This window comes from Geothermobacter hydrogeniphilus (assembly GCF_002093115.1).
Classification (GTDB): Bacteria; Desulfobacterota; Desulfuromonadia; order Desulfuromonadales; family Geothermobacteraceae; genus Geothermobacter_A; species Geothermobacter_A hydrogeniphilus.
In genome coordinates, this window is record NZ_NAAD01000006.1 from 1 (window position 1) to 23,342 (window position 23,342).

Here is a 23,342-nt window from a genome sequence, read left to right on the forward strand (position 1 = left end):
CCTGTCCCTGTCATTAACGACACAAAGCCCTTGCAAAAAGGGGGGAGACCATATACGGACTATCCATGAACTGGCTGCAAATCCGTGCGTTCGGCCCATATCCCAGCTCCATTTTGCCCCATAGCCACTGCTATGAGGCTGCAATTGAGCCGAAATCTGTGCTCAAACGCCCGAATTTTCGCTTCAGCCTGTATAGTCCGACAGTCTCCTAGCGCTGAATACCGAGTTTCTTCAGGTATCGATAGAGCGTTGCGCGATGAACACCGAGGCGCCGGGCCGCGGCGCTCAGATTGCCGCGATGATAGTCCAGGGCTTCGCGGATCATTTCACGGGTCAACCCGACCGGGCAGGTGGAATGGGAGTGCCGGTCGCGGCTGGAAAGCTCGGCCGGGGCTTCGAGCAGGCGTTCAGTCTGCGGCAGGGGATAAGGAGGGACAATCGGAGCGTCCGTCCGCGACTGGCCGCCGGACGCGAACGCCTGCCGCTCCCGCACCCATTCGGCAAAGGCGCGCGCTCCGATCACCTCGGCCCGGGTCTCGATAAAGACCCGCTCCAGGACGTTGCGCAGCTCGCGGATATTTCCCGGCCAGAGATAGGCCTGCAGCAGGGAAATGGCCTCGGGCGTCAGGCGTTCGATACGCCGCCGGTATTTTTTCGAGAAGGACCGCAGGAAATGGTCGACCAGCGGCGGAATATCCTCGACCCTTTCCCGCAACGGCGGCAGGTGGATACGCAGCACCGCCAACCGGTGGTAGAGGTCGGCACGGAAGCGCCCTTCTCCGACCGCCTGCTCCAGCGGCACGTTGGTGGCACAAACGACACGCACATCAACCCGCTGTTCCCGCTCGGCACCGACCCGCTCAATGCAGCCGGTCTCCAGTACCCGCAGCAACTTGGCCTGGATCTCGGCCGGCATGTCACCGACCTCATCGAGAAACAGAGTGCCGCCGTCGGCCCGTTCAAAGCGACCGCGATGGCTGCGGATCGCTCCGGTAAACGCACCCTTTTCATGTCCGAACAGTTCCGACTCAAGCAACTCGGAACTGATCGCCGCACAATTGACCGCCACCAGCGGGCCATCGCACCGCTCACTGGCCCGGTGCAGCGCCGCGGCCACCAGCTCCTTGCCGGTGCCGGTTTCGCCGGTCACCACCACCGCCGCCTCGGTCGGACCATAACGTTCAATCTTGCGAAGCACATCGCGCATCGCCGGGCTGCTTCCGATCAGGCCGAAGGTCTCCCCGGGGGGTTCGGACTCATGCTGTTGCAGGAACAGAGCGACCCGGTAACCGCTGTAATCATCACTCAATCCCAGCGGCTCCAACGCCAGGTTAACCGTCTCGCCGGAAGGAAGACGCAGGACAACCCCGGAGAGAAGCGCGTCCTTCTCCACCACTTCGCGCAACAATTCGACCAGTGACGGCTGGCTGCCGGCGAACAGGGTCGAAAGATCTCTCCCGCGCAGCGCCTCGGGATCACTCGCGAACCGGTCGGCCAGTCGCACCGAGCAGCGTTCAACCCGCCAGCGCGAACCGCCGCCGAGCGCCACCAGGTCGGGTCTGACCGCGGGGAGATGTTCGATGGTCAAAGGAGAGGTCGATTGCATGACACAGACAATGTAACCGCTCTGCGGCGCGGCTTCAAGGGTTTGCGTGGCGGGTGCGGCAGGAATTGGCTTGTGGTTTGCGGATGTTACGGGAACAAGTGGAGCCGGCCGCCCCCCAGCACCACCGTTCCGAGGCGGTCGAGATTCGTGCAGATGCAAGGCGCCCGAGGGCTGAAACCACAGGCGTAGCGACAGCTACGTCGAGGATTGAAGACCGAGGGCAACGCAGCAGATGTGCGGATATCGGCCGCCCTACCTCTCAAGCTGTGTTGTGGTGTCGGATGATCTTCCCTTCAACCATATACACCACATCCTCCGCCACGTTGGTGGTCAAATCGGCGATTCGCTCCAGGTAGCGGGAAATCGAGAGATACTGAATCAGGCCATCGAGTTGTTCGGGCTGCTGACGAATGCGGTCCTTGGTCCTGGCGAAGCTCTCGCGGTGCAGACTGTCAACCTCATCGTCAAGATCAAGGACATCCAGGGCGAGGGCCAGATCCATGTTGACCAGGGAATCGAGGGTCTTCTTGAGCATCTTCTCCACCACCTCACTCATCCGCTGCACGGCGAAGGGCGGCTCCAGCTCCGGATCATTCATCAGCTGCAGGGCGCGTTCGGCGAGATTGCCGGCTAGATCGTTGATCCGTTCGAAATCGTTGTTGATCTTCAGCACCGCGACGATATAGCGCAGATCGACGGCGACCGGCTGATGCAGGGCGAGGATTTTCAGGCACTCTTCCTCAAGGTCGACTTCCAGCTGGTTGACCTGGTCTCCCATTTCAATCACCTTGCGGGCCAGGTCGGCATCTCTTTTCAACAGAGCGAGAACCCCCTGCTGGACACTCTCTTCAACCAGCGCTGCCAGAGCGAGAATCATCTTTTTCAGCTTTTCCATTTCCCGCAGCATGTGCACAGTCATCTTGACCTCCTCAGCCGAACCGGCCGGTAATATAGTCCTCGGTCTGCTTGACCTTCGGCTTGGTGAACATGGTCTCGGTCTCACCGTATTCAACGATCGTCCCCTGGTAGAAAAAGGCGGTGTAGTCGGAAATTCGCGCCGCCTGCTGCATGTTGTGGGTGACGATGACGATCGTGTAGCGACCGCGCAGGGCGCCGATCAGATCCTCGATCTTGGCAGTGGCCACCGGATCGATGGCCGAGGTCGGCTCATCCATCAGCAACACCTCGGGCTGCACGGCGATCGCCCGGGCGATGCAGAGGCGCTGCTGCTGACCGCCGGAAAGGGCGGTGCCGGGTTTGTCGAGCTTGTCGTTGACCTCGTCCCAGAGCGCGGCAGCCTTGAGCGCCTCCTCCACCCGGTCCCGCATCTCGCTGCGGGGCAGAAGATAGTGCTGCTTCAAACCATAAGCGACATTGTCGAACACGCTCATCGGGAAGGGGGTCGGCTTCTGGAAAATCATGCCGATGCGGCGACGCAGCTCCAGAACGTCGATTTTCGAATCGAGAACATTCTCCCCGTCGAGCAACAGTTGCCCCGTAGCCCGCTGTCCCTTGTAAAGTTCGAAGATCCGGTTGTAGATACGCAGGTGGGTCGACTTGCCGCAACCGGACGGCCCGATAATGGCGGTCACTTTGCCGCTCAGAATGTCGAGATCATTGTTGATCAGCGCCTGCTGGTTGCCGTAGTAGAAATTCAATCCGCGCGCGGAAATTTTCACCTCCCCGCGGGGGCGGCTGATAACGTCGGAGTGTGTCCGGTCCATACTGTCGTCGTCCGGGCTGAGAGCCAGGCCGGTCTTGGGAACTGCGGTTGCGATATTCATCGTTTATTTTCTCCTCAACCAGAGGGTGGTTCGGGCCAGCAGGGTGGCACTGAGAACGCCGAGGGTAATCAGCAGCGAGGCGCCCCAGGCCTTGGCCTGCCAGTCGGCATAGGGACTCATCGCGTAGTTGAAGATGGTGACGGTCAGGTTGCCGATCGGCTCGTTGAGGGTCTCGAACCAGAACGGACTGTTCAGCGAGGTAAACAGCAGCGGCGCGGTTTCACCGCTGACCCGGGCCACGGCCAGCAGAATGCCGGTCACCAGACCGCTGCCGGCGGCCCGAAAAAGGATCTGCAGGGTGGTTTTCCAGCGCGGCGTGCCGAGACCGAGGGCCGCTTCGCGCAGACTGTCAGGAACCAGGTTGAGCATCTCCTCGGTGGTCCGGGCCACCACCGGCAGCATGATGATCGCCAGGGCGACGGCGCCGGCCCAGGCGGAGAAATCCCCCAGCGGCACCACGATCAGTCCGTAGACAAAGACGCCGACGATGATCGAGGGGGTCCCCATCAGCAGGTTGCTGCAGAAGCGGATGGCTTCGGCCAGACGAGACTGGCCGCCGAACTCGGCCAGGTAGACCCCGGTCAGCAACCCGAGAGGGATGCCGATCAGGCTGGCCAGCACGGTAATCAGCAGGGTGCCGACAATGGCATTGGCCAGTCCGCCGCCCATCATCCCCGGGGGAGCCGGCAGCTCGGTGAAAAACGCCCAGTTGATAGCGCCGACACCCCGCGCCATGATCACGTAGAGAATCCAGCCAAGGATGAAGAGACCGAACAGGGCGGCCAGCACGGAGATGATCCGCACCAGCAGATCGGTCAACTTGCGCCTCGCCAGCGACCGCTCCCTCACAGCCCACCTCCCATCTTGCGCCGGGTCCGTTTCAGCCACCACTGGGCAAGGATCTGCAGCAGCAGGGTCAGACCGAACAGCACCAGTCCCAGTTCCACCAGTGAACTGAGGTAAATATCCTCGGAGGCCTCGGTGAACTCGTTGGCCAGGGTCGAAGCGATGCTGTTGCCGGCGGCAAACAGACTGGCGGATATTTCATGCCGGTTGCCGATGACAAAGGTTACCGCCATGGTTTCGCCGATGGCGCGCCCGAGACCAAGAAAACAGGCGCCGATGATCCCCTGGATGCCGTAGGGAATGGTCACCTTGCGGGTCACCTCCCAGGTGGTCGACCCCATCCCGTAGGCCGATTCCTTGACCACCGCCGGCACCATGCGGAAAATGTCACGGGTCACCGCGGTGATAAAGGGCAGGATCATCAGCGCCAGGATGAACCCGGCACTGAGCATGCCGATGCCCATCGGCGTTCCGGTAAAGAAGGGCCCGGGAATATGGGCCAGCAGCGGCTGTACCGTTTCGGACATGAAGGGAGCAAAGACGAACAGGCCCCACATGCCGTAGATGATGCTCGGAATCGCCGCCAGCAGTTCGATTCCGCCGCCGACCAGGGCCGAAACCCGCGGCGGCGCCAGCTCCACCAGAAACAGGGCGATCGCCAAACTTAAGGGGACGGCAATCAGCATGGCGATCAGGGTTGAAACCAGGGTTCCGTAAATGGTGCTGGCGGCGCCGAAGGTTTCACTGACCGGATCCCAGGTTTCGGTGACCAGGAAAGACCAGCCGAATTTTTCCAGCGACAACTGGGAGCCCTGCCAGAGCTCCCAGAAAATTGCCCCCACCACCAGCATCAGGACCAGTCCCCCGCCAAGAGTCAGGTAGTGGAAAACAGGATCCCAATCAAAACGTCGATGTGTCTGCATGTATTCAACTCCGAAACCGGACTGCCTATGCACCAAAACCGGCCCCTCTCAACAGGGGCCGGCTCTGATCGTCAGTTTTCTGCTCCCGCAAGGAGCGTTTCGTCTCGAACCTACTTCCAGACCGGCTTTCCGGAAGCCTTGATTTCCTGGCGCCAGGTTGCTTCAACCATGTCCACGACCTTGGCCGGCATCGGCACATAGTCGAGATTGTTGGCAATCTCGCCGCCATTCTTGTAACACCAGTCGAAGAAGGAGAGAACCGCCCGGGCGGTCTCCGGCTTGACCTGGTTCTTGTACATGAGGATGAAGGACGCCCCGGTAATCGGCCAGCTGTTTTCCCCCGGCTGATTGGTCAGGACCATGTAGTAACCCTTGGCGTTGGCCCAATCGGCACCGGCAGCCGCAGCCTGAAACGTTTCACTGGTCGGAGCGACATAGTTGCCGTCGCTGTTTTTCAGCAGCACATGGTTCATCTTGTTCTGCAGCGCGTAGGCGTACTCGACGTAACCGATGGAACCCTTGACCCGCTGGACATAGGAGGCGACGCCTTCATTGCCTTTGCCGCCGACCCCGACCGGCCAGTTGACCGCCTTGTTGTTGCCGATCTTTTTCGCCCAGGAGGACGAAACCTTGGTCAGGTAATTGGTAAAAATCCAGGTGGTCCCGGAACCGTCCGAACGATGCACCACGGTGATCGCCTGGTCGGGGAGGGCAAGACCCTGGTTGTCGGCCTGGATGCGGGCATCATTCCATTTGCTGATCTTGCCCTGGAAAATGTCGGCCAGCAGCTTCCCGGAAAGTTTCAGCTGTCCCGCACTGATACCGGGGACATTGACTACCGGTACCACGCCGCCCATGATCATCGGGAACTGCAGCAGCCCGGCGGCTTCGAGATCAACCGGCTTGAGGGGAGCATCGGACGCACCGAAATCAACGGTTTTGGCCTTGATCTGGCGAATTCCTCCACCGGAACCGATCGACTGGTAGTTGAGTCTGACCTTGGCCACCCGGTAGTACTGATAGGCCCACTGCGAATAGACCGGGAACGGGAAGGTCGCGCCGGCGCCATTGATGGTGCGGGATTTGGCCAGGGCCGGAACCGCGCCGACGGCCAGGGTCAGGGCCAGAGCGATCAGCAGGATCCGTTTACATTGCTGCAGCATCTGTTTCATCCTCTCAAGTCTCCTTTTCGGCCCGGGCTCATCCCGGCGCCACGTTTATTGATCATTCACGCGGTCGATTCTGGAGAGGGCGGGTTAGAGTTTTGTTAGCAATCGGTTAAAAGTCTGCAAAAGGCGACCGGAAGCGGATCTGTTCAGAGGCCGGAAGCCAAGTTCAGCCTGGTTAGCAAACCATTGTTAGGGCGGTGTTAGGACTTGACGAATAACGGCAGGAAGAGAAGAATGTGGTTTCATCAGGAGGAGTACCGACGATGTCCGAACCGATCAACCTGCCAGTCGAGCCGAATCTGCAACTGAAGATCATCGCCCGGGCGCGCTCTCCTTTTCGGGAGAAGTTCGCCGCGCCAAGGCAACCGGGACTGGTTCCGGCAGCAGAGGGATTCATTGAACTGCTGCCGCCCTACAACCGCAAAGAAGCGTTGAAGGACATCGAACAGTACAGCCACATCTGGCTGCTGTTTCTCTTTGACCAGGTTCCGGCCGACAAGCCATGGCAGCCGACGGTGCGGCCGCCACGCCTCGGCGGCAACCGGCGCAGCGGGGTCTTTGCCACCCGCTCCCCTTTCCGCCCCAATCGTATCGGCATGTCGGTGATCAAACTGTGCGGCGTCGAACAACGGGAAGGAAAGCTGGGCCTGGTCGTGACCGGCCTCGACCTGATTGATCGGACTCCCATCATCGATATCAAGCCCTACCTCCCCTACGTCGACCAGGTGGAGAACGCCTCGGCCGGCGCCTTCGCCAAAGCCCCGGCGGCGGAACGCCGGGTACGCTTCAGCGCGCCGGCCCGCGAAGCCCTGGCCGGACGGCAGGAGCTGGAAACCCTGATCAACCAGACCCTCGCTCTCGACCCGCGTCCCGGCTACCGGCACGGCGAAGGCACGGGCGAATTCGGCATGAACCTCTCAGGCTGCAACATCCGCTGGCGGGAAGAAGAAGACGGGCCGCTGGTGATAAACATTGAAGATGATCACGAAAAATGAACCCGGTTCAACTCGCTGATTTTGCCTTATCTATTGATTTCATCGTACGATGCGGCATCATCCCGATTCACGGTGAGACACTTAAATGACACTGGTCCTTGCCTTACTCCAGCAGATGTCGCTGTTCCTGGTCATCGCCTACCTGTTCACCAAGTCGCCGATTTTCCGGCCGCTGGCGGGAGATACTCTGCGTGCCCGCCACAAGCTGATTCTCTATTTCGTCTTCTCAGTCTTTTCGATCCTCGGCACCTATTTCGGGTTGCCGGTCCAGGACGCCATTGCCAATACGCGAGCCATCGGCGCGGTTCTCGCCGGGCTGATCGGCGGGCCGGTACTCGGGCTCTCAGTCGGTCTGACCAGCGGCCTGCATCGCTATTCGCTGGGAGGCTTTACCGCTTTTTCCTGTGGTGTTTCCACCACCATTGAGGGCCTGGTTGGCGGACTGGTCCATCTCTACCTGGTCAGACGCGGCCAGTCCGACAGGGTTTACAGTCCACAGACCGCCTTTGTTGCCACCTTCTGCGCCGAACTGCTGCAGATGGCCATCATTCTGCTGCTCTCGCGACCGTTTGAAGATGCCCTGTCCCTGGTGCGGGCCATTGCCCTGCCGATGGTCCTCGCCAACAGCACCGGCGCCGCCATTTTCACCAGTATCATCCGCGACCAGAAACGGATGTACGACAAATTCGGCGCCATTTTCTCAGCCAAGGCCCTGCGCATCGCCGAACGGGCACTGGGGCTCTTGTCCCGGGGTCTCAATCAGAAAACCGCTGAGCAGCTGGCCCTGATCATCCACGACGAAACCGGGGTCGGAGCGGTGGCGATCACCGACCGGGAGAAAATTCTCGCCTTTGTCGGCGCGGGCTCCGACCACCATCACCCGGGCAGCGCCATCACCTCCGGTTTCACCCGCAAGGCAATCGCGAGCAACCGGGTTGTTTACGCCGACGGCGTGCGGGAACATTTTCACTGCACCATCTCCGGAACCTGCCCACTCGGCTCGGCGCTTGTCGTTCCGCTGCACGTTGACAATGAAGTCATCGGCACCATAAAGCTCTACGAACCGCAGCAGAAACTCTTTCTCAACCTCAACCGCACCCTGGGGGAAGGCATCGCCAACCTGCTGTCCCATCAGCTGCTGAGAACCCGTTTCGAAGAGCAGAAAAACCTGCTGGTCAAATCGGAGCTCAAACTGGTTCAGGCCCAGATCAACCCCCACTTCCTGTTTAACGCTCTCAACACCGTGATTGCCGTCATTCGCAAGGATGCCGACCGGGGCCGGGACCTGCTGCTGCATCTGTCCAATTTTTTCCGCAAGAACCTGAAACGGACCAGCGACCTGGCAACGCTCGAAGAGGAACTTGACCATGTCAACTCCTACCTGAAGCTTGAAAAAGCCCGATTCGAAGACCGGCTCAGGGTCGAGATGGAGGTCGATCCCGCCCTGCTCAAACTGAAAATGCCGATCTTCGTTCTCCAGCCGATCCTGGAAAACGCCGTCAAACACGGGATCTCCAACATCCTCGGGCAGGGGATCATCCGCCTGACCGCCCTCCAGCAGGGAGATTGCGTCGTCATCACCATTGAAGATAATGCCGGCCTCTACAAGGCAGGACACCAGAGCGGACTGGGAATGAACATCGTTGACAAGCGGATCCGGCGCCTGTACGGCGACCAGTTCGGCCTGGCGGTCGATTGCATCCCCGACGAGAAGACCCTGGTCACGATCAGGCTTCCGGGCGAGATGAGGTCGGTCGCATGATACGCACCATGATCGTCGATGACGAACCCCACGCCCGGGAAGAGCTTGAAGCCCTGCTGGAGGAGATCGGTGGATGTGAAATCGTCGCCAGCTGTTCCAACGGAATCGACGCGCTCAAAGCCATCAACCGGATCCACCCGGAAGCGCTCTTTCTCGATGTCCAGATGCCGGTGCTGAACGGTTTCGAGTTGCTGAGCCTGATCGAAGATAAGGTGATGCCGCATATCGTCTTTGTCACGGCCTATGACGAATATGCCTTGAAGGCGTTTGAAGAAAAAACCCTGGACTATCTGCTGAAACCGGTCGATAAGGACCGCCTGAAAAAAACCCTGCGTAAAATGCGTTCGACCCTTCGTTCCGGGGCACATCCGGAATTGACCGCCCTGACCATTGAACGGATCCCCTGCCTGAGAAAAAACCGCATCAAACTGGTCGACCTGGCAGATGTCGAATTCGTGCGCTCCTCCGCCAGCGGGGTCAACCTTGTCACCCCCGGCGGGACTTTCTTCACCGAGCTGACGCTCAAGCTGCTGGAAGACCGAACCCGCCTGCTGCGCTGCCACCGACAGTATCTGGTCAATATCGCCCAGATCGATGAAATAAACCTGCAGGAAGGCGGTGGCGCAGAAATCCGCACCCGGAGCGCCAGGACTCTACCGGTCAGCCGCCGCTATCTGAAAAAACTCAAGGAAACCCTGCTCCTCTAATATTCCTCCGCCGAATCGGCACGACGATCCGTCATCCGCCACCGCTTACCCCGCCGCAGCAACCTCTCGGCTGAAAATACAACCGCTCACCCACCCCGCACTGCCTCCGACGGCCGCCCTGCTCTAGAATCACTCCGGTGAAGGACTGCCAACCCGGTTGACGCCGCAGAAACAGGGCGTCATCCCCTATCTAAGACGGAGGAGAGAAAACATGAGAGGTCAATTCAAACGCATCATCATTCCGATGCTGGTTGTCTGCGGGCTTCTGCTCGGCGGCATCCTGCCCACCCAGGCCCAGGCCGCCGACCAGAAGGTCTATCACTGGCGCCTGGCCCAGACCTGGCCGACCAATTTCCCGATTTTCGGTGACGCGGTCAAGAATATGGCCGAGATGGTCAAGAAGATGTCCAATGGTCGCCTGCTGATCCGCATCGACTCCAAAAACAAGCACAAGTCCCCGTTCGGCATTTTCGACATGGTACGTGCCGGCCAGTACGACATGGGTCATTCAGCCTCTTACTACTGGAAGGGCAAGGACCCCAACACCATGTTCTTCACCACCATGCCGTTCGGGATGATTGCCCCCGAACAATACGCCTGGTTCTACTATGGCGACGGCATGAAACTGATGAAAGAAGTCTACGGCAAGTACGGGCTCTACTCCTTTCCCGGCGGCAACACCGGCAACCAGATGGGCGGCTGGTTCCGCAAGGAGATTAAATCCCTGGATGACCTGAAGGGGCTGAAAATGCGCATCCCCGGATTTGCCGGCGAAGTCATTTCCAAGCTCGGTGTGGTCGTGACCAACATTGCCGCCGGTGAGCTTTACACCGCTCTCGACCGCGGCACCATCGATGCCCTGGAATGGGTCGGCCCCTCGCTGGACCTGAACATGGGTTTCAACAAGATCGCCCCCTTCTACTACACCGGCTGGCATGAGCCCGCCACCGAGCTGCAGTTCCTGGTCAACCAGAAGAAATTCGATGCCCTGCCGGCCGACCTGCAGGAGATTCTGACCGTCGCCATGAAAACCGCGGCCTATGACATGTATGCCCAGTCGTACCATGAGAGCGCCGTCAACTGGGCGAAGATCCAGAAAGATTATCCGAACATCAAGGTCCGCACCTTCCCGAAAGAGATCATCAGCAAACTGAAGGAAGAGAACACCAAACTGCTGAATGAAAAAGCCGCGGCCAACCCGATGTTCAAGAAAATCCTCGATTCCCAGCGCGCCTACATGAAGATGGCCCGCGAATGGACGCGGATTTCCGATTACGCCTACCTGAAAGACAATATCAAGGAATAACCGCAGCACCCCCCCGCCCACCGGCGGGGGGGGATTCTTACAGGAGCCGTCATGCTGCTTAAACTCGAAAGCTGGTTTGATAAATATGCCGACGCCATCGGCAACCTCAGCGCCTTTCTGCTGATCCTCATGCTGATCAATGTTTTTTATGATGCGATCATGCGCTACTTCTTCAGAAGCGGCTCCATTGCCCTGCAGGAAATGGAGTGGCATCTGTTTGCCCTGACATTCCTGTTCGGGATCTCCTATTGCCTGAAAGAGGATGGGCATGTTCGGGTCGACATCATCTACGACCGTCTGCCGACAAAGGCCAAGGCGGCCATCAATATCCTCGGCACCATTTTTCTGCTGCTGCCCCTCTGCTTTCTGATTGTCAACGGTTCCATCGACTTCGTGAAGGAATCCTACATGCTTCACGAAATCAGCGGTGACCCCGGGGGGTTGACACATCGCTACCTGATCAAGGCCATGATCCCCCTGTCGTTCGTAATGGTCATTATTTCAGCCGGTGGGTTCATGCTGCACAACATCAATATGTTTCTCGGCCTGGAACGGGAAAAACCGCACAACATCGAAGATGATGTCCTGTAGCGCAACTGAACCAAACGGCCCTTCTTGCCGGATTCTCTGAATCAGGTGGATTTCAGGCCCCAGCCACGGAAATAGAAGAATGATTGGAATCATCATGTTCGCCGCAGCCCTGGTGCTGCTGCTGGTCGGTTTTCCCGTTGCCTTTACTTTCGGCTCGGTCGCGGTCTTCTTCGGCGTGTTCTCTGAAGGAACCGGCATGTTCGCCATGATGCCGCACCGCATCTGGGCCATCATGAACAACACCATCCTGATGGCGATCCCGCTGTTTATTTTCATGGGAATCGTGCTGCAGAAATCCAAACTTGCCGAGCGGCTGCTGGAATCGATGGGATTCCTGTTCGGCGAGGTGCGCGGCGGCATCGCCATCTCGACTGTTCTCGTCGGTGCGCTGCTGGCCGCCTCAACGGGAGTGGTCGGCGCGAGCGTGGTGGCCATGGGGGTCATCTCGCTGCCGGTCATGCTGAAGTACAAGTACGACAAACGCCTCTCCTGCGGAGCCATCTGCGCAGCCGGCACCCTCGGCCAGATCATCCCGCCGTCGATCGTCCTGATTATCCTCGGCGATGTCTTCCAGGAGCCGGTCGGCGATCTTTTCAAGGCGGCTTTCTGGCCCGGTTTTGTCCTGGTGGCCTTCTACGTTATCTACATCCTGATTATTACCGCCATGCGCAAAGAGCTTGCGCCTCCCGTTCGGCTGGAAAACAACACGCAGACCAAACCGCAGCAGATCAAAACCGCTCTCAAGGCGATTGTCCCCCCCCTGACACTCATCGTTCTGGTCCTCGGCTCGATCCTGTTCGGCGTGGCGACGCCGACGGAATCTTCTTCGGTCGGCGGAATCGGCGCCCTGGTCCTGGCCTTCCTGTACCGGCAGCTTTCCTTCCGCATGGTCAAGGAGAGTGCTCTGGAGACGATCAAGGTTTCGGCCATGGTCTTCGCCATCCTGATCGGCGCAACGGCTTTTTCGATGGTCTTCACCTATACCGGCGGTGACATCATCGTTGAAGATTTCATGATGAATCTTCCCGGGGACAAATGGGGCTTCATCGTCCTCTCCATGATGGTCATCATGGCGCTCGGGTTTTTCATCGACTTCGTTGAAATTTCCTACATCATCGTGCCGATCCTGGCTCCCATCGCCGCCAACCTCGGCATCAATCCGATCTGGTACGCGATCCTGATCGCCATGAACCTGCAGACGTCGTTCCTGACCCCCCCCTTCGGCTTCAGCCTGTTTTACCTCAAGGGCGTCGCTCCACCGGAGGTCAGCACCATGGACATCTACAAGGGCGTCATGCCCTTTATCGGTCTGCAGGTCATCGTACTCGCCATCGTCGCCCTTTTCCCCGGACTTTTCGGGATGGGGTGACCGGACCTGCAACGCTGAAAAAAGCCGTGCTGAACACACCTTCAGCACGGCTTTTTTCATGCCTGCATTTCACTCTTTCCCTTCGTTCTCCTCCCCCCGTGCCATCTCCTGCAACATGGCTTTGGCGAAATTCTTCGCCCGGCCGCCGGGGGCCATCATCCCGTAGGCCATCGCCTCACGGATTTCATCCTCACTTGCGCCGTGCTGCTTCGCGACCGCGAAGTGTTTCTGCAGTCAGTCGGGGCAATGGACGGCGACCGCGCAGGCGACACGGATCAGTTCACGGGTCTTGACATCGAGGACTTCGCTGTACTCAAAATCAAAAAACTTCTTGCGGATCTTCATGCTTCCTCCTCTCACAGGGACGGATCGGTTGTTCAGAAATCTGTCTCAGTCTACCAGATTCAGGTCTACCCAAAATCGAAACCCGCCGCACTCTCATTGAAACCGGGTAAATTTTCTCCGCCGGGGGGTCGATAAGAAAACAATCCCCTTTATGATGCCCGAGATAGTTCACCCTCACCCAACATGATCCGCGTCATCCGCGGTCATCAGCACTTGCCGGGAGCTTCAATGGCCAAAATCGACGGACTGTTCAAAATCCTCCAGGAAAAAGGGGGGTCCGACCTGCACCTTTCTCCGCAGAATCCCCCGCTGATGCGCTCCGGCGGGCAACTGCAGCCGGCACATTCGAAGGTACTGAGCCACCCCCAGTGCCAGGCACTGCTCTACGAAATTATGAACGAGGCGCAACGGGATGAATTCGAGCAGCGGCGGGATCTCGATTTCGCCTACGAAGTCCCGGCTCTCAAGGCCCGTTTTCGCGCCAATATCTTCTGGGGGAGACTCGGCATCAGCGCCGTTTTCCGCATCATCCCGACCGAAATCCTCAGCGCCGAGCAGCTCGGTCTGCCGCAAACAGTGCTACGTTTCACAGAGCACAAGAAAGGGCTGGTGCTGGTCACTGGCCCGACCGGCAGCGGCAAATCGACCACCCTGGCGGCGATGGTCGATCATGTCAACCGCAACCGGTCCGAGCACATCCTCACCGTCGAGGATCCGATCGAATTCGTCCACCAGAGCAACCGGAGCCTGGTCAACCAGCGCGAGGTCGGCAACCACACCGCCTCCTTCGCCGCCGCACTCAAGGCGGCCCTGCGCGAGGATCCGGACATCATCCTGGTCGGCGAGATGCGCGACCTGGAAACCATCGAACTGGCGATCACCGCCGCCGAGACCGGGCACCTGGTGTTCGGCACCCTGCACACCAGCAGCGCCGCCAAGACCGTCGACCGGATCATCAACGTCTTCCCGACCTCGCAGCAGGAACAGATCCGCACCATGCTCGCCGAATCGCTCAAGGGAGTGATCGCCCAGCAGCTGCCGCGCACCGTCGACGGCAAGCGTTGCGCCGCCCTGGAGATTCTCAGCGTCACCCCGGCGGTGGCCAACCTGATCCGCGAAGGCAAGACCTTCCAGATCCCGTCCGTGATCCAGACCGGGCGAGGAGAGGGGATGCAGCTGATGGACCAGTCGCTGCAGGAGCTGCTCAGGGGAAAAAGAATCAGCGCCGAGGAAGCCCACCGTTTTGCCCACAACAAGGCGCAGTTCGCACCACTGCTCAAGGGGGTGAACCATGAGTGACCGACGCCTGGCAACCGCGACCCGCAGTGTCCTGCTGGTCCTGAGCGACGGCAGGCAACTGGCGGGAGAATTGTTTCTACAGCTGGTTAGTCCGCACCACGAAGGCATGCAGCGGGTCGGTGAAATCCTCAACGACGAAGAGCGTTTTCTGCCGCTGCGCCGTACTGACGATGTTATCCTGGTCAACCTCGACCAGGTGATCAGTGTCCAGGTCGGACGGGAAGAAGAACTCGACCCGCTGCTGCTGCTCGGCCAACGTCACCTGGTGCGGATGGAAACCATTCTCGGCCATCGTTTCAGCGCCGAGATCCACGTCAACCTGTCCGGCAGTCGCGGCCGGGTCAAAGATTTTCTCAACGACGACAAACGCTTTGTCGCCTGCCTGCTGCCGGACCAGATTCTCTATCTCAACCCCCGCTTCCTGCTGACCATCGAAGGTTGATGACGTCGCAAAAACTCACCAGCTTTTTGCTTAGCCAACACACTTGATGCTTTTTTGCAAAAGCATCAAGGTTGACATCCTACCAACCGAGTCGCCGCCCATCCATGTGAATCAGGCTGCCGGTGTCGGCCGGGCTCAGGCCGAGCAGCTGCCGGGTCAGCCCGGCCGCCGCCGCTGCCGGTTCCAGCGGCGCCTCGGCGCCCCCCATGCGGGTCCGCACCCAGCCGGGATGAAAGGCGACCACGGTGATGCCGCGCGCTTTGAGATCAAACGCCATGGTGCGCATCAGCATGTGCGCCGCCGCCTTGCTGGTACGATAGATCGGCCAGGTCCCGGAACTGTTGTCACCGATACAGCCGAGTTGACTGCCCATAATCGCGACTATTTTTCGCCCGGAGCAGGCGACATTTTCGACCAGGGACTCGGTCAGCTTCTGCGGAGCGATCACATTGACCCGAAAGACCTCCAGCCATTGCTCCGGATCGGTATTGCCGAAAGCCTGGTCGCGGGAACCGAAGAGACCGGCGTTGTGAAAGAGGATGTCGATGGGACGGCCGGCAAGGTGCCCGGCCACAGCAACAATCTGGTCGGACGCGGCAACATCGAGGTGCAGCAACTCGACTTCCGGTCTGCCATCGGCCATCTGCCGAAGTTCAGTCGCCTGTTGCAGATCACGGCAACAGGCCAGAACCTGCCAACCCAGCGCCGTAAAGCTACGCGCCAGTTCCAGGCCGATACCGCGATTGGCTCCGGTGATCAAAATCGTTTCTGCCATGACCAACTCCCGGGCAAGAGGGGTAATCCCATCTTACTCCTGAATCAAGCGCTCCCGCCAGCAGTGGGACAATAAGACCAGGTCATCGGCCTGCCCGGTTTTCTGAAAAACCGTTCAACTCACACACCTGCTCTCGGTCCGGCACAACCCGCCGTTTCAGAATCATCTCAGGCCCGGGCAAGGCGTGCCTGCACCTTGGGGATATAGACTGATGCAGGAAAATGTTCAACCAGGTTGCGGTAGTAGCCGAGGGCGACCTCGGCAAAACCGAGTTCGTCAAGGATCCGGGCATACTGAAAGAGAACTTTCTCCCGCAGGTCGGCGGGCAGTTGCCGGTCTTCGTTGAGCTGTTCCAGGCAACGTGAGGCCGTCTCCAGATCCCCGTCACGACGGAAAAGCTCGGCGAGCCGGAACTGGACCGCCGGTTCGATCGCGGTGAAATAATCCTGACAATATTCACAAAACGCCTGCATGGCCTGCGGGGGGTCGGTTCGCGACAGGCGGTCGATCGCCCGGGCGTAAAGCTGCCGACCCTCGTCGCAGGCACCGAACCTGGAGAGCAGGCGTGCCAACAGCAGCATCGCTTCGGTATTCTGCGGATCCTGCCGCAACATCCGACGCAGAGATTCCTCCCCCTCATTGAGATTGACCCGGCCACCCTCCAGGGCCGCGGCGCCAATCTCCAGGTGCCGTTCTTCAACGGCCTGATCACCGAGTTTGAAGAACATCGCCAGGCCGATGCCGGCCAGCATGCCGCCGATATGAATCCAATGACCGACACCGCCGACGGCACCATCAGCCAGCTGGGAGAATCCGCCACTTAAATTACCGAGAAAAAACAGACCGATAATGACCAGCGAGTTGAGCCGGACCTTGAGGCTGACCGGCAGAATCAACGAAAAGATGCCGAGAATCGGCAGGGGGAAAACCATGCTTTTAAAATAACAGCGCACGGCGAACACCCCCATCACTCCGGCAATCGCCCCGGAGGCTCCCAGCGCATGCAGAGTCGCCCCCATGAACAGCTTGTGAACAGCGGCCCCGAACAGGTTGGCGGCCACGCCCAGCAGCAGATAGAACGCCAGAAACCGCCCGCTGCCGATACGCCGCTCAACCACCGTGCCGACCGCCCAGAGAAACAGCATGTTGCCCCACAAATGGCCGTTGCCGGCATGCAGAAAGAGTGAGCTGAACAGGCTCAGGGGTACATTCCAGAGGTTCGGATGACGAGGCAGAAAGAGCAGATTATTGACCAGCAGGTCCGAACTGACCCGCAATTCAAACCCGTAGAACACCAGGACATTCAGCAGGATAAGGCCATAGGTAACCCAGGTCTGGCCTTCTCGCCGGCGCTCTCCCTCGGCATACATCACCGGCATGAAGGTGATGTGCTGGGCCAGCACTGCGGAGGGGTCTTCCCCACTGGTCACGGCATGCAACCGGATATAAACGAGGAACAGAACCGGAAACAGGAAGAAAGCGATGATCAGCAGTCCGCCGCTGAGAAACTGGCGAAGAAAGAGAATGGCCAGGATCATACCGAAGGCCTTGAGCAGAAAGGCCCGCTCCGGATGACGGGAAAAATGCCCGGCATCCTCCGGCGCTTCCGCTTCCGGCGGTTTTCCCGGTTTTACCGGCGGTTCCTCGGCCCGGCGGCTGCGCTGCTCGAACTTGCTGAAGACCAGCCCGCACTGAACGCAGCTAAGACCCCGTTCCTGGGGAAATCCGCACTTCGGACAACGGAAGTTCTTCGCGACAGCAACGGCTGGCGCCGCGACCGGCATGGTCTCGATGGCAACCTCCGCCCCGGTCCGGTCCAGAGCAGCCTGGTAACGCCTGGCCCCGGCTTCGTCGAGACCACTCTTGAGGACCGCGCAACGGCCATCGAACAACTTGTCGACGGTTGCCTGATCGTAGCGGCAGAGCCGTTGCAGGTTCTGCTTGACCTCCTCAACCTCGAAACCGTAGCGCAGGCCGCCGCGAAAAACAATCCGGTAGCGTTGTTCGGACATTTCCCCCCTCCCATCAATGGATGTTGCCGGCCCCGAGTTCCGGGAACCGGCAGGTTCAGAGTTGCCGCGCCTGTTGGCGCAGGGCCAGATCGACCAGCACCAGGGCGGTCATGGTTTCGACAATCGGCACTGCCCGCGGAACTACGCAGGGATCGTGCCGCCCCTTGGCCTCCATGACCGCCGGCTTGCCGTCGAAATCAACCGTCTGCTGGCTCTTGCCGATGGTCGCCACCGGCTTGAAGGCGGTGCGAAAAAGGATCGATTCACCGCTCGAGATCCCGCCGAGTACGCCACCGGCGTGATTGGTGAGAGTACCGAGCTGCTCCCCCTTGCGGACAAACAGGTCGTTGTGCTGCGAACCGAGCAGCTCGGTGCCGGCGAACCCGGAGCCGATCTCGAAGCCCTTGGTCGCCGGCAGCGACAGCATCGCCTGAGCCAATCCCGCCTCAAGCTTGTCGAACACCGGCTCGCCCCATCCGGCCGGAACCTTGCGGCAGACACAGGAGACCACCCCGCCGATCGAATCGGCGGCGTCGCGCACCTCGCGTACCGTCTCGGCCATCTGCTCGGCGACTGCCGGATCGGGACAGCGGGTGATATGGGCGTCGACCTGCTCGCGGGTCAGCTGCTCGGGATCAACCGCGCCACAGCGCACGTTGCCGATGCTGGAAACCCAGGCGACGATCTCGATGTCCCAGTACTGTTTCAGTATCTTTTCGGCAATCGCCCCCGCCGCTACCCGGCCGATGGTCTCGCGGGCACTGGAGCGACCGCCGCCGCTGGCGGCGCGGTTGCCGTACTTGACCTGGTAGGTGTAGTCGGCGTGAGAGGGACGCGGCACCCGGCTCATTTCGCCGTAGTCGCCGGGACGTTGGTCCTTGTTGCGCACCAGCAGCCCGATGGGCGTGCCGAGGGTTTTGCCGTTTTCCACCCCGGAAAGGATCGACACCTGGTCCGCTTCCTGGCGCGGGGTGGTCAGATCGGACTGCCCGGGCCGACGTCGGTCGAGCTGGGGCTGGATATCAGCCTCGGAAAGCTCCAGGTTGGCCGGACAGCCGTCAACGACGGCGCCGACACCGATCCCATGAGATTCACCGAAGGTACTGACTTTATACAGGGTTCCGAAACTGCTCGACATAATGGGCTCCTCGGCTGGAAATGAGGCCTATTATAGCTGAAGGGGCGGGAAAGGGAAGTCCCGGGGTCGATCAAAAGCACCCGTCTGCTTCGTTGCCCTGGAACGTTCGCTGGATGGGGGAGGGTCCTGCTCCGACTCAGCGTTGGAGCGTCTCACGGCCGGTCAGGGACGTCGGGCAACCGGATGGTGAAGCAGCTCCCCTGTCCCGGTTCGCTCGCGACGCTGACCGTGCCGCCGTGGGCCTGGACAATGTGCTTGACGATCGCCAGTCCGAGCCCGGTGCCGCCGAGCTTGCGGCTGCGGGCCTTGTCGACCCGGTAAAAGCGCTCGAACAGACGGGAGAGATGCTTGGCGGGAATTCCACAACCCTGATCGCGCACCTCGATAATTATCTCCCGGTCGAGACGTTCGGCCCGGATCAGCACCTCGGCACCGGCCGGGCTGTACTTGACGGCATTGTCAACCAGGTTGGTCACCGCCTGCTCCAGCAGCGGCCCGTTGATGCTCGCCGGCAGCGACTCGGGACATTCGAGGCGGAGAGGAATAGTCTCCTTCCCGGCCTGCATGCAGCAGGCCTGCAGGGCGCTGCGCAACAGCGGGGCGATATCGCCCGGCTCCAGGGGGATACCCTCCAGACCCGCCTCCTGCTCGATACGGGAGAGCTGCAGCAGATCCTCGATGATGGCGTTGAGCCGCTCGGCCTGCCTGAGAACAATGCCGAGAAAGCGCCGGGCATCCTCCGGCTGTTCGATGCCGCCGTCAATCAACGTTTCGACAAATCCCTTGATGGCGGTTATCGGGGTCTTCAGTTCATGCGAAACATTGGCGACAAAGTCACTGCGGACCCGCTCCAGCCGCCGCAACCGGGTGACATCGTTGAGAACGATCAGGGCTCCGAGCTGTTGTCCTCCGGAACCAGTCAGGCGGGTACCATGGGCCTGCAGATAACGATCCCGGGAACCACGCAGCACCAGGTCATCCTCGACCGGCTCGCTGCTGCCCAGCGCCAGGTGGACGAACCGCTGCAGATCGACCTTGCGCACCACTTCCTGCACCGGCCGACCGACCGCGCCGTCGGAACTGACACCGAGCATCTCCGCCGCAGCACGGTTCAGGCGCAACAACCGCTCGTCGACATCGACCGCCAGAACCCCCTCGACCATGCTCGAAAGAACCGCCTCGATTTCGTTGCGCTGCTGCAGCACCGTCCGGATGCGGCCGTGGAGTTCCGCCGCCATGCGGTTCATCGCCTCGGCCAGGCTCCGGGCCTCTTCCGAACCGCCGACCTGCAGCCGTGACTCCAACTCACCACGGGCAAACCGCTCGGCGCCGCGCTTCATCTCCTCCAGCGGCCGACTGACACGCCGCGCGATCCAGAGACTGACCAGCGCGGCAAAAAACGCCACCAGCACCCCGCCGGCGAAAATGCGCCAGTGGATATCCTGCAACGCTGCTTCCACCGCGGTCATCGGCAAAGCGGCACGAATACTGCCGACCACCTTGTCACCATCAACTGCCGGCACGGCCACGTACATCAGGGGTTTGCCCAGGGTATGACTGAAGCGCACCGCACGACCGATTTTCCCGGAGCGGGTGGCAATGATCTCCGGCCGCCCGGCGTGGTTGTCCATCCGCAGCGGATCCTTATCCGAATCACCGAGTACCTTGCCGTCGGCCAGCACCACGGTCAGCCGGGTACCGGTCCGTTTTCCCAGGGCCTTGCACTGGCTGTCAATCCACAGCGCATGACGGAGATCGACCTGACCGCGCAACTGGTAGGCCAGCATCCGCGCCCGCGCCAGCAGATCGGCCTCGGCCTGCTGCATGTGGAACTGGCGCAGGGCATGGGTCATGTACCAGGTCACACCGAACAGGGCGACCAGGGTCACCAGCAGGTAAGCGGGGAAAATATGCCAGAGCAGGCGCCTACGGGCCATGGCTGCTCCGGACTTCGGCATCGAGATCCTTGAAGCGATAACCGACCCCGCGCACCGTTTCGATCAGCGCGCCACAGGACCCGAGTTTCCGTCTCAAACCGACGATCTGCACATCCACCGCCCGATCGGTCACGGCATAATCCTCACCACGCACGGCGTTGACAATCTGGTAGCGGGTAAAGACCCAACCGGGCCGACCGGCAAGAAAATGGAGGACCCGGAATTCCGTGAAGGTCAGTTCAACCGGAACACCCGCCACCAGGACCTCTTTGCGGCCCGGATGAATCGTCAGCTCGCCATGAACCAGGGCTTCGTCATTGCCGCCTTCACTCCCCGCCCCGCTCCGCCGCCGCAGCACCGCGCGTACCCGGGCAATGAGAATTTTCGGGCTGAAGGGCTTGGTGACATAGTCATCGGCACCGAGTTCAAGACCGGTCACCACGTCACTCTCCTCCCCCCTGGCGGTCATCATGACAATCGGCAGTGCCGCCGTTTCCGCGTCCGAACGCAGACGGCGACAGACTTCAAGGCCATCCACCCCCGGCAGCATCAGATCGAGTAGCACCAGGTCAGGGTGGTGCTCGGCCACCATCCGCAGCCCATCCTCCCCGGACGTGGCACAAACGACCTGGAAACCGTCACGGGCGAGGTTGTAGTGCACCAGGGCGAGAATATCTTCTTCATCCTCGATAATCAGAATTGTCTTGTCGGCCATGGGATCATCCTGTTTTCAGGCAAGCGGCGCCGTTTCAGGAAACAGTAATATCATATTGTTGGCATTCTGTTAGGAAAGAGGCGAAAAACAGACAGGCCCCGCCTTTGAGGGCGGGGCCTGTCTGCAAGGGGGTAAGAAGGTGGCTCTTCCCGCGGAAACCCATCGGATCCCCACTGGTGCTTCCCGCAGGTCGCTTCAGGCTTCCCACTGCGCTGTGGGCCTGCTCACCACGACCATGGCCGAAAGTCATAATTCGTCACGTTGATGGAGTTCAGCGTGAGAAGAGCCGTGCAGCACATCGGCTGTTGACTCCTGTTGTTGCCAGTCCCGTGCCAGAATGTATTTCAAGTATTTTCACTCGGTTACACAATCAAGCAGCTCCGCCGAGTCAAAATAATGTCGCTTTTCACCTCACCCGAGGTGTCGGCATTTTGACACACCACCTACAGTTGCGCCCCACAATACTTGCAGAATGCCGCGTCGGAGTCATGCCCCTCGGCACTGCACTCGGGACAGGACTGAGTCGACACTTCCAGCTTCCGGGTCTGGGCCAGCTCCACCGAGACGATTCCGGTCGGGACGGCGATGATGCCGTAACCGAGAATCATGATGAAGCAGGAAATCGCCTTGCCCAGGGGGGTTATCGGAATGATATCACCGTAGCCGACCGTTGAGAGGGTGACTATGGCATAGTAATAGGCCTCAAAGAGATTGGTGAATCCGGCTTCGGGCCCTTCGACCAGGTAGATCAACGAACCGAAAATCACCACCATCGTAGCTACGGCAAACAGAAAAACGATAATCTTGCGGCGGCTCGCCCGCAGCGCCCGCACCAGGTGGTTGGCCTCGCCGACATACTGGGCCAGCTTCAGCACCCGGAAAATGCGCAGGATGCGCAGAATACGGATGGTCAGCAGGTACTGGCTGCCGGGCAGCAGCAAACTCAGGTAGGTCGGCAGGATCGAAAGCAGATCGACAATGCCGAAGAAACTGACCGCGTATTTCAGCGGTCGACCGATACAAAGCAGGCGCAGCAGATATTCGACACTGAACAGGATGGTGAAGCCCCACTCGATCCGCAGGAAGAGCCCTCCGTAATCAGCATGCAGCGGTCCGACACTGTCGAGCATCACCACCAGCACACTGAGCAGGATACTGAAAATCAGCCCCAGATCAAAAAGCTTGCCGGCCGGGGTATCAGCCTCGAAAATGATGGTATGCAGCCGATGGCGGATCGCTGCCGCCTCAGGCCTGGGTGCCGGTTGTGAATGGGGTTTCAGCGTCATGCCGCCTCTCTCGATCATCTGAATCGGTGAGTTCGCTGAATTCAGGTGCAGTTGATTCCTGAACTTCGCCGCACACTCTTGATACTTTTGCAAAAAAGCATCAAGAGTGTTGGCTAAGCAAAAAGCGCCGGCAGCAAGGCGCGCGATTGTCAAGCAATGAGGCGTACTTACGTACGTCGAAGCAGCGAGTCAAGCGCAGCAACGCAGCTGCTGGTGAGTTTTTGCGACGCCATCAAGATTAGCATATTCCGGCCGACTGAGCAGACTGCCAGGGCGGGCTTTGCAAGCGGCGCTGCATGGAGTATCTTGTCACCTTCCACGCTCAGACACCTGGA

General features: G+C 60.0%; 21 protein-coding genes. 8 read left to right on the forward strand and 13 right to left on the reverse strand.

Annotated features, from left to right (window positions below):
• Positions 1–208: 208 nt before the first annotated feature.
• From B5V00_RS06245 to pstS, 6 genes are all read right to left on the reverse strand, one after another.
• Positions 209–1,606 carry a sigma-54 interaction domain-containing protein gene (locus B5V00_RS06245; protein ID WP_085009913.1) on the reverse strand — a complete coding sequence of 466 codons (1,398 nt, stop codon included), beginning with the start codon at positions 1,604–1,606 and terminating at the stop codon, positions 209–211.
• Positions 1,607–1,865: 259 nt separating this feature from the next.
• Positions 1,866–2,525: a phosphate signaling complex protein PhoU gene (phoU, locus tag B5V00_RS06250; RefSeq protein WP_085009914.1), complete on the reverse strand. Its 660-nt coding sequence runs from the start codon at positions 2,523–2,525 to the stop codon at positions 1,866–1,868.
• 10 nt (positions 2,526–2,535) lie between these two features.
• Positions 2,536–3,330, reverse strand: a complete 795-nt coding sequence (gene pstB, locus B5V00_RS06255; protein WP_085010042.1) for a phosphate ABC transporter ATP-binding protein PstB — start codon at positions 3,328–3,330, stop codon at positions 2,536–2,538.
• A gap of 63 nt (positions 3,331–3,393) precedes the next feature.
• Positions 3,394–4,239, reverse strand: a complete 846-nt coding sequence (gene pstA, locus B5V00_RS06260) for a phosphate ABC transporter permease PstA (RefSeq protein ID WP_085009915.1) — start codon at positions 4,237–4,239, stop codon at positions 3,394–3,396.
• On the reverse strand, positions 4,236–5,159 hold the full coding sequence (gene pstC / locus B5V00_RS06265) for a phosphate ABC transporter permease subunit PstC (protein WP_085009916.1): 924 nt from the start codon (positions 5,157–5,159) through the stop codon (positions 4,236–4,238). Before pstC ends, pstA begins: the two co-directional genes overlap by 4 nt.
• A gap of 110 nt (positions 5,160–5,269) precedes the next feature.
• On the reverse strand, positions 5,270–6,322 hold the full coding sequence (pstS, locus tag B5V00_RS06270) for a phosphate ABC transporter substrate-binding protein PstS (RefSeq protein ID WP_425432582.1): 1,053 nt from the start codon (positions 6,320–6,322) through the stop codon (positions 5,270–5,272).
• Between the two features lie 269 nt (positions 6,323–6,591).
• Between pstS and tsaA the strand changes: the two genes are divergently transcribed.
• The 6 genes from tsaA (at position 6,592) to B5V00_RS06300 (ending at position 13,058) form a co-directional block, all read left to right on the forward strand.
• On the forward strand, positions 6,592–7,323 hold the full coding sequence (gene tsaA / locus B5V00_RS06275) for a tRNA (N6-threonylcarbamoyladenosine(37)-N6)-methyltransferase TrmO (RefSeq protein WP_085009918.1): 732 nt from the start codon (positions 6,592–6,594) through the stop codon (positions 7,321–7,323).
• A gap of 85 nt (positions 7,324–7,408) precedes the next feature.
• Complete coding sequence (locus B5V00_RS06280; RefSeq protein ID WP_085009919.1) at positions 7,409–9,085, forward strand: sensor histidine kinase; 1,677 nt, start codon at positions 7,409–7,411, stop codon at positions 9,083–9,085.
• Positions 9,082–9,792 (forward strand): two-component system response regulator BtsR, encoded by a 711-nt coding sequence (gene btsR, locus B5V00_RS06285; RefSeq protein ID WP_085009920.1) that lies wholly within the window; start codon positions 9,082–9,084, stop codon positions 9,790–9,792. Before B5V00_RS06280 ends, btsR begins: the two co-directional genes overlap by 4 nt.
• Before the next feature lie 244 nt (positions 9,793–10,036).
• Entirely contained in the window at positions 10,037–11,098 is a 1,062-nt protein-coding gene (locus B5V00_RS06290) for a TRAP transporter substrate-binding protein DctP (protein ID WP_139800692.1), read from the forward strand.
• A gap of 51 nt (positions 11,099–11,149) precedes the next feature.
• Positions 11,150–11,689 (forward strand): TRAP transporter small permease subunit, encoded by a 540-nt coding sequence (locus tag B5V00_RS06295; protein ID WP_085009922.1) that lies wholly within the window; start codon positions 11,150–11,152, stop codon positions 11,687–11,689.
• 79 nt (positions 11,690–11,768) lie between these two features.
• Positions 11,769–13,058, forward strand: a complete 1,290-nt coding sequence (locus tag B5V00_RS06300; RefSeq protein ID WP_085009923.1) for a TRAP transporter large permease — start codon at positions 11,769–11,771, stop codon at positions 13,056–13,058.
• A gap of 69 nt (positions 13,059–13,127) precedes the next feature.
• On the opposite strand, the gene B5V00_RS17520 is transcribed toward B5V00_RS06300, so the two are convergent.
• Positions 13,128–13,403 (reverse strand): GSU3128 family (seleno)protein, encoded by a 276-nt coding sequence (locus B5V00_RS17520; protein WP_281249662.1) that lies wholly within the window; start codon positions 13,401–13,403, stop codon positions 13,128–13,130.
• Between the two features lie 228 nt (positions 13,404–13,631).
• Here B5V00_RS17520 and B5V00_RS06305 point away from each other — a divergent pair, with 228 nt between their 5' ends.
• Positions 13,632–14,702 (forward strand): type IV pilus twitching motility protein PilT, encoded by a 1,071-nt coding sequence (locus B5V00_RS06305; protein WP_085009924.1) that lies wholly within the window; start codon positions 13,632–13,634, stop codon positions 14,700–14,702.
• Positions 14,695–15,144, forward strand: a complete 450-nt coding sequence (locus B5V00_RS06310) for a hypothetical protein (RefSeq protein ID WP_085009925.1) — start codon at positions 14,695–14,697, stop codon at positions 15,142–15,144. The genes B5V00_RS06305 and B5V00_RS06310 overlap by 8 nt, the downstream gene beginning before the upstream one ends.
• Before the next feature lie 79 nt (positions 15,145–15,223).
• Here B5V00_RS06310 and B5V00_RS06315 read toward each other — a convergent pair whose 3' ends face one another.
• The 6 genes from B5V00_RS06315 to B5V00_RS06340 all read right to left on the reverse strand — a co-directional run bounded on the left by B5V00_RS06315 (position 15,224) and on the right by B5V00_RS06340 (position 23,007).
• Complete coding sequence (locus B5V00_RS06315) at positions 15,224–15,919, reverse strand: SDR family oxidoreductase (RefSeq protein ID WP_085009926.1); 696 nt, start codon at positions 15,917–15,919, stop codon at positions 15,224–15,226.
• Positions 15,920–16,086: 167 nt separating this feature from the next.
• On the reverse strand, positions 16,087–17,931 hold the full coding sequence (locus tag B5V00_RS06320; RefSeq protein WP_085009927.1) for a rhomboid family intramembrane serine protease: 1,845 nt from the start codon (positions 17,929–17,931) through the stop codon (positions 16,087–16,089).
• A 55-nt stretch (positions 17,932–17,986) separates the two neighbouring features.
• Positions 17,987–19,069: a chorismate synthase gene (gene aroC / locus B5V00_RS06325; RefSeq protein ID WP_085009928.1), complete on the reverse strand. Its 1,083-nt coding sequence runs from the start codon at positions 19,067–19,069 to the stop codon at positions 17,987–17,989.
• Positions 19,070–19,221: 152 nt separating this feature from the next.
• On the reverse strand, positions 19,222–21,006 hold the full coding sequence (locus B5V00_RS06330; RefSeq protein ID WP_172399638.1) for an ATP-binding protein: 1,785 nt from the start codon (positions 21,004–21,006) through the stop codon (positions 19,222–19,224).
• Positions 20,996–21,721, reverse strand: coding sequence for a response regulator (locus B5V00_RS06335; RefSeq protein ID WP_085009930.1), 726 nt, complete (start codon positions 21,719–21,721; stop codon positions 20,996–20,998). Before B5V00_RS06335 ends, B5V00_RS06330 begins: the two co-directional genes overlap by 11 nt.
• A gap of 443 nt (positions 21,722–22,164) precedes the next feature.
• Complete coding sequence (locus B5V00_RS06340; RefSeq protein ID WP_085009931.1) at positions 22,165–23,007, reverse strand: ion transporter; 843 nt, start codon at positions 23,005–23,007, stop codon at positions 22,165–22,167.
• Positions 23,008–23,342 lie beyond the last annotated feature (335 nt).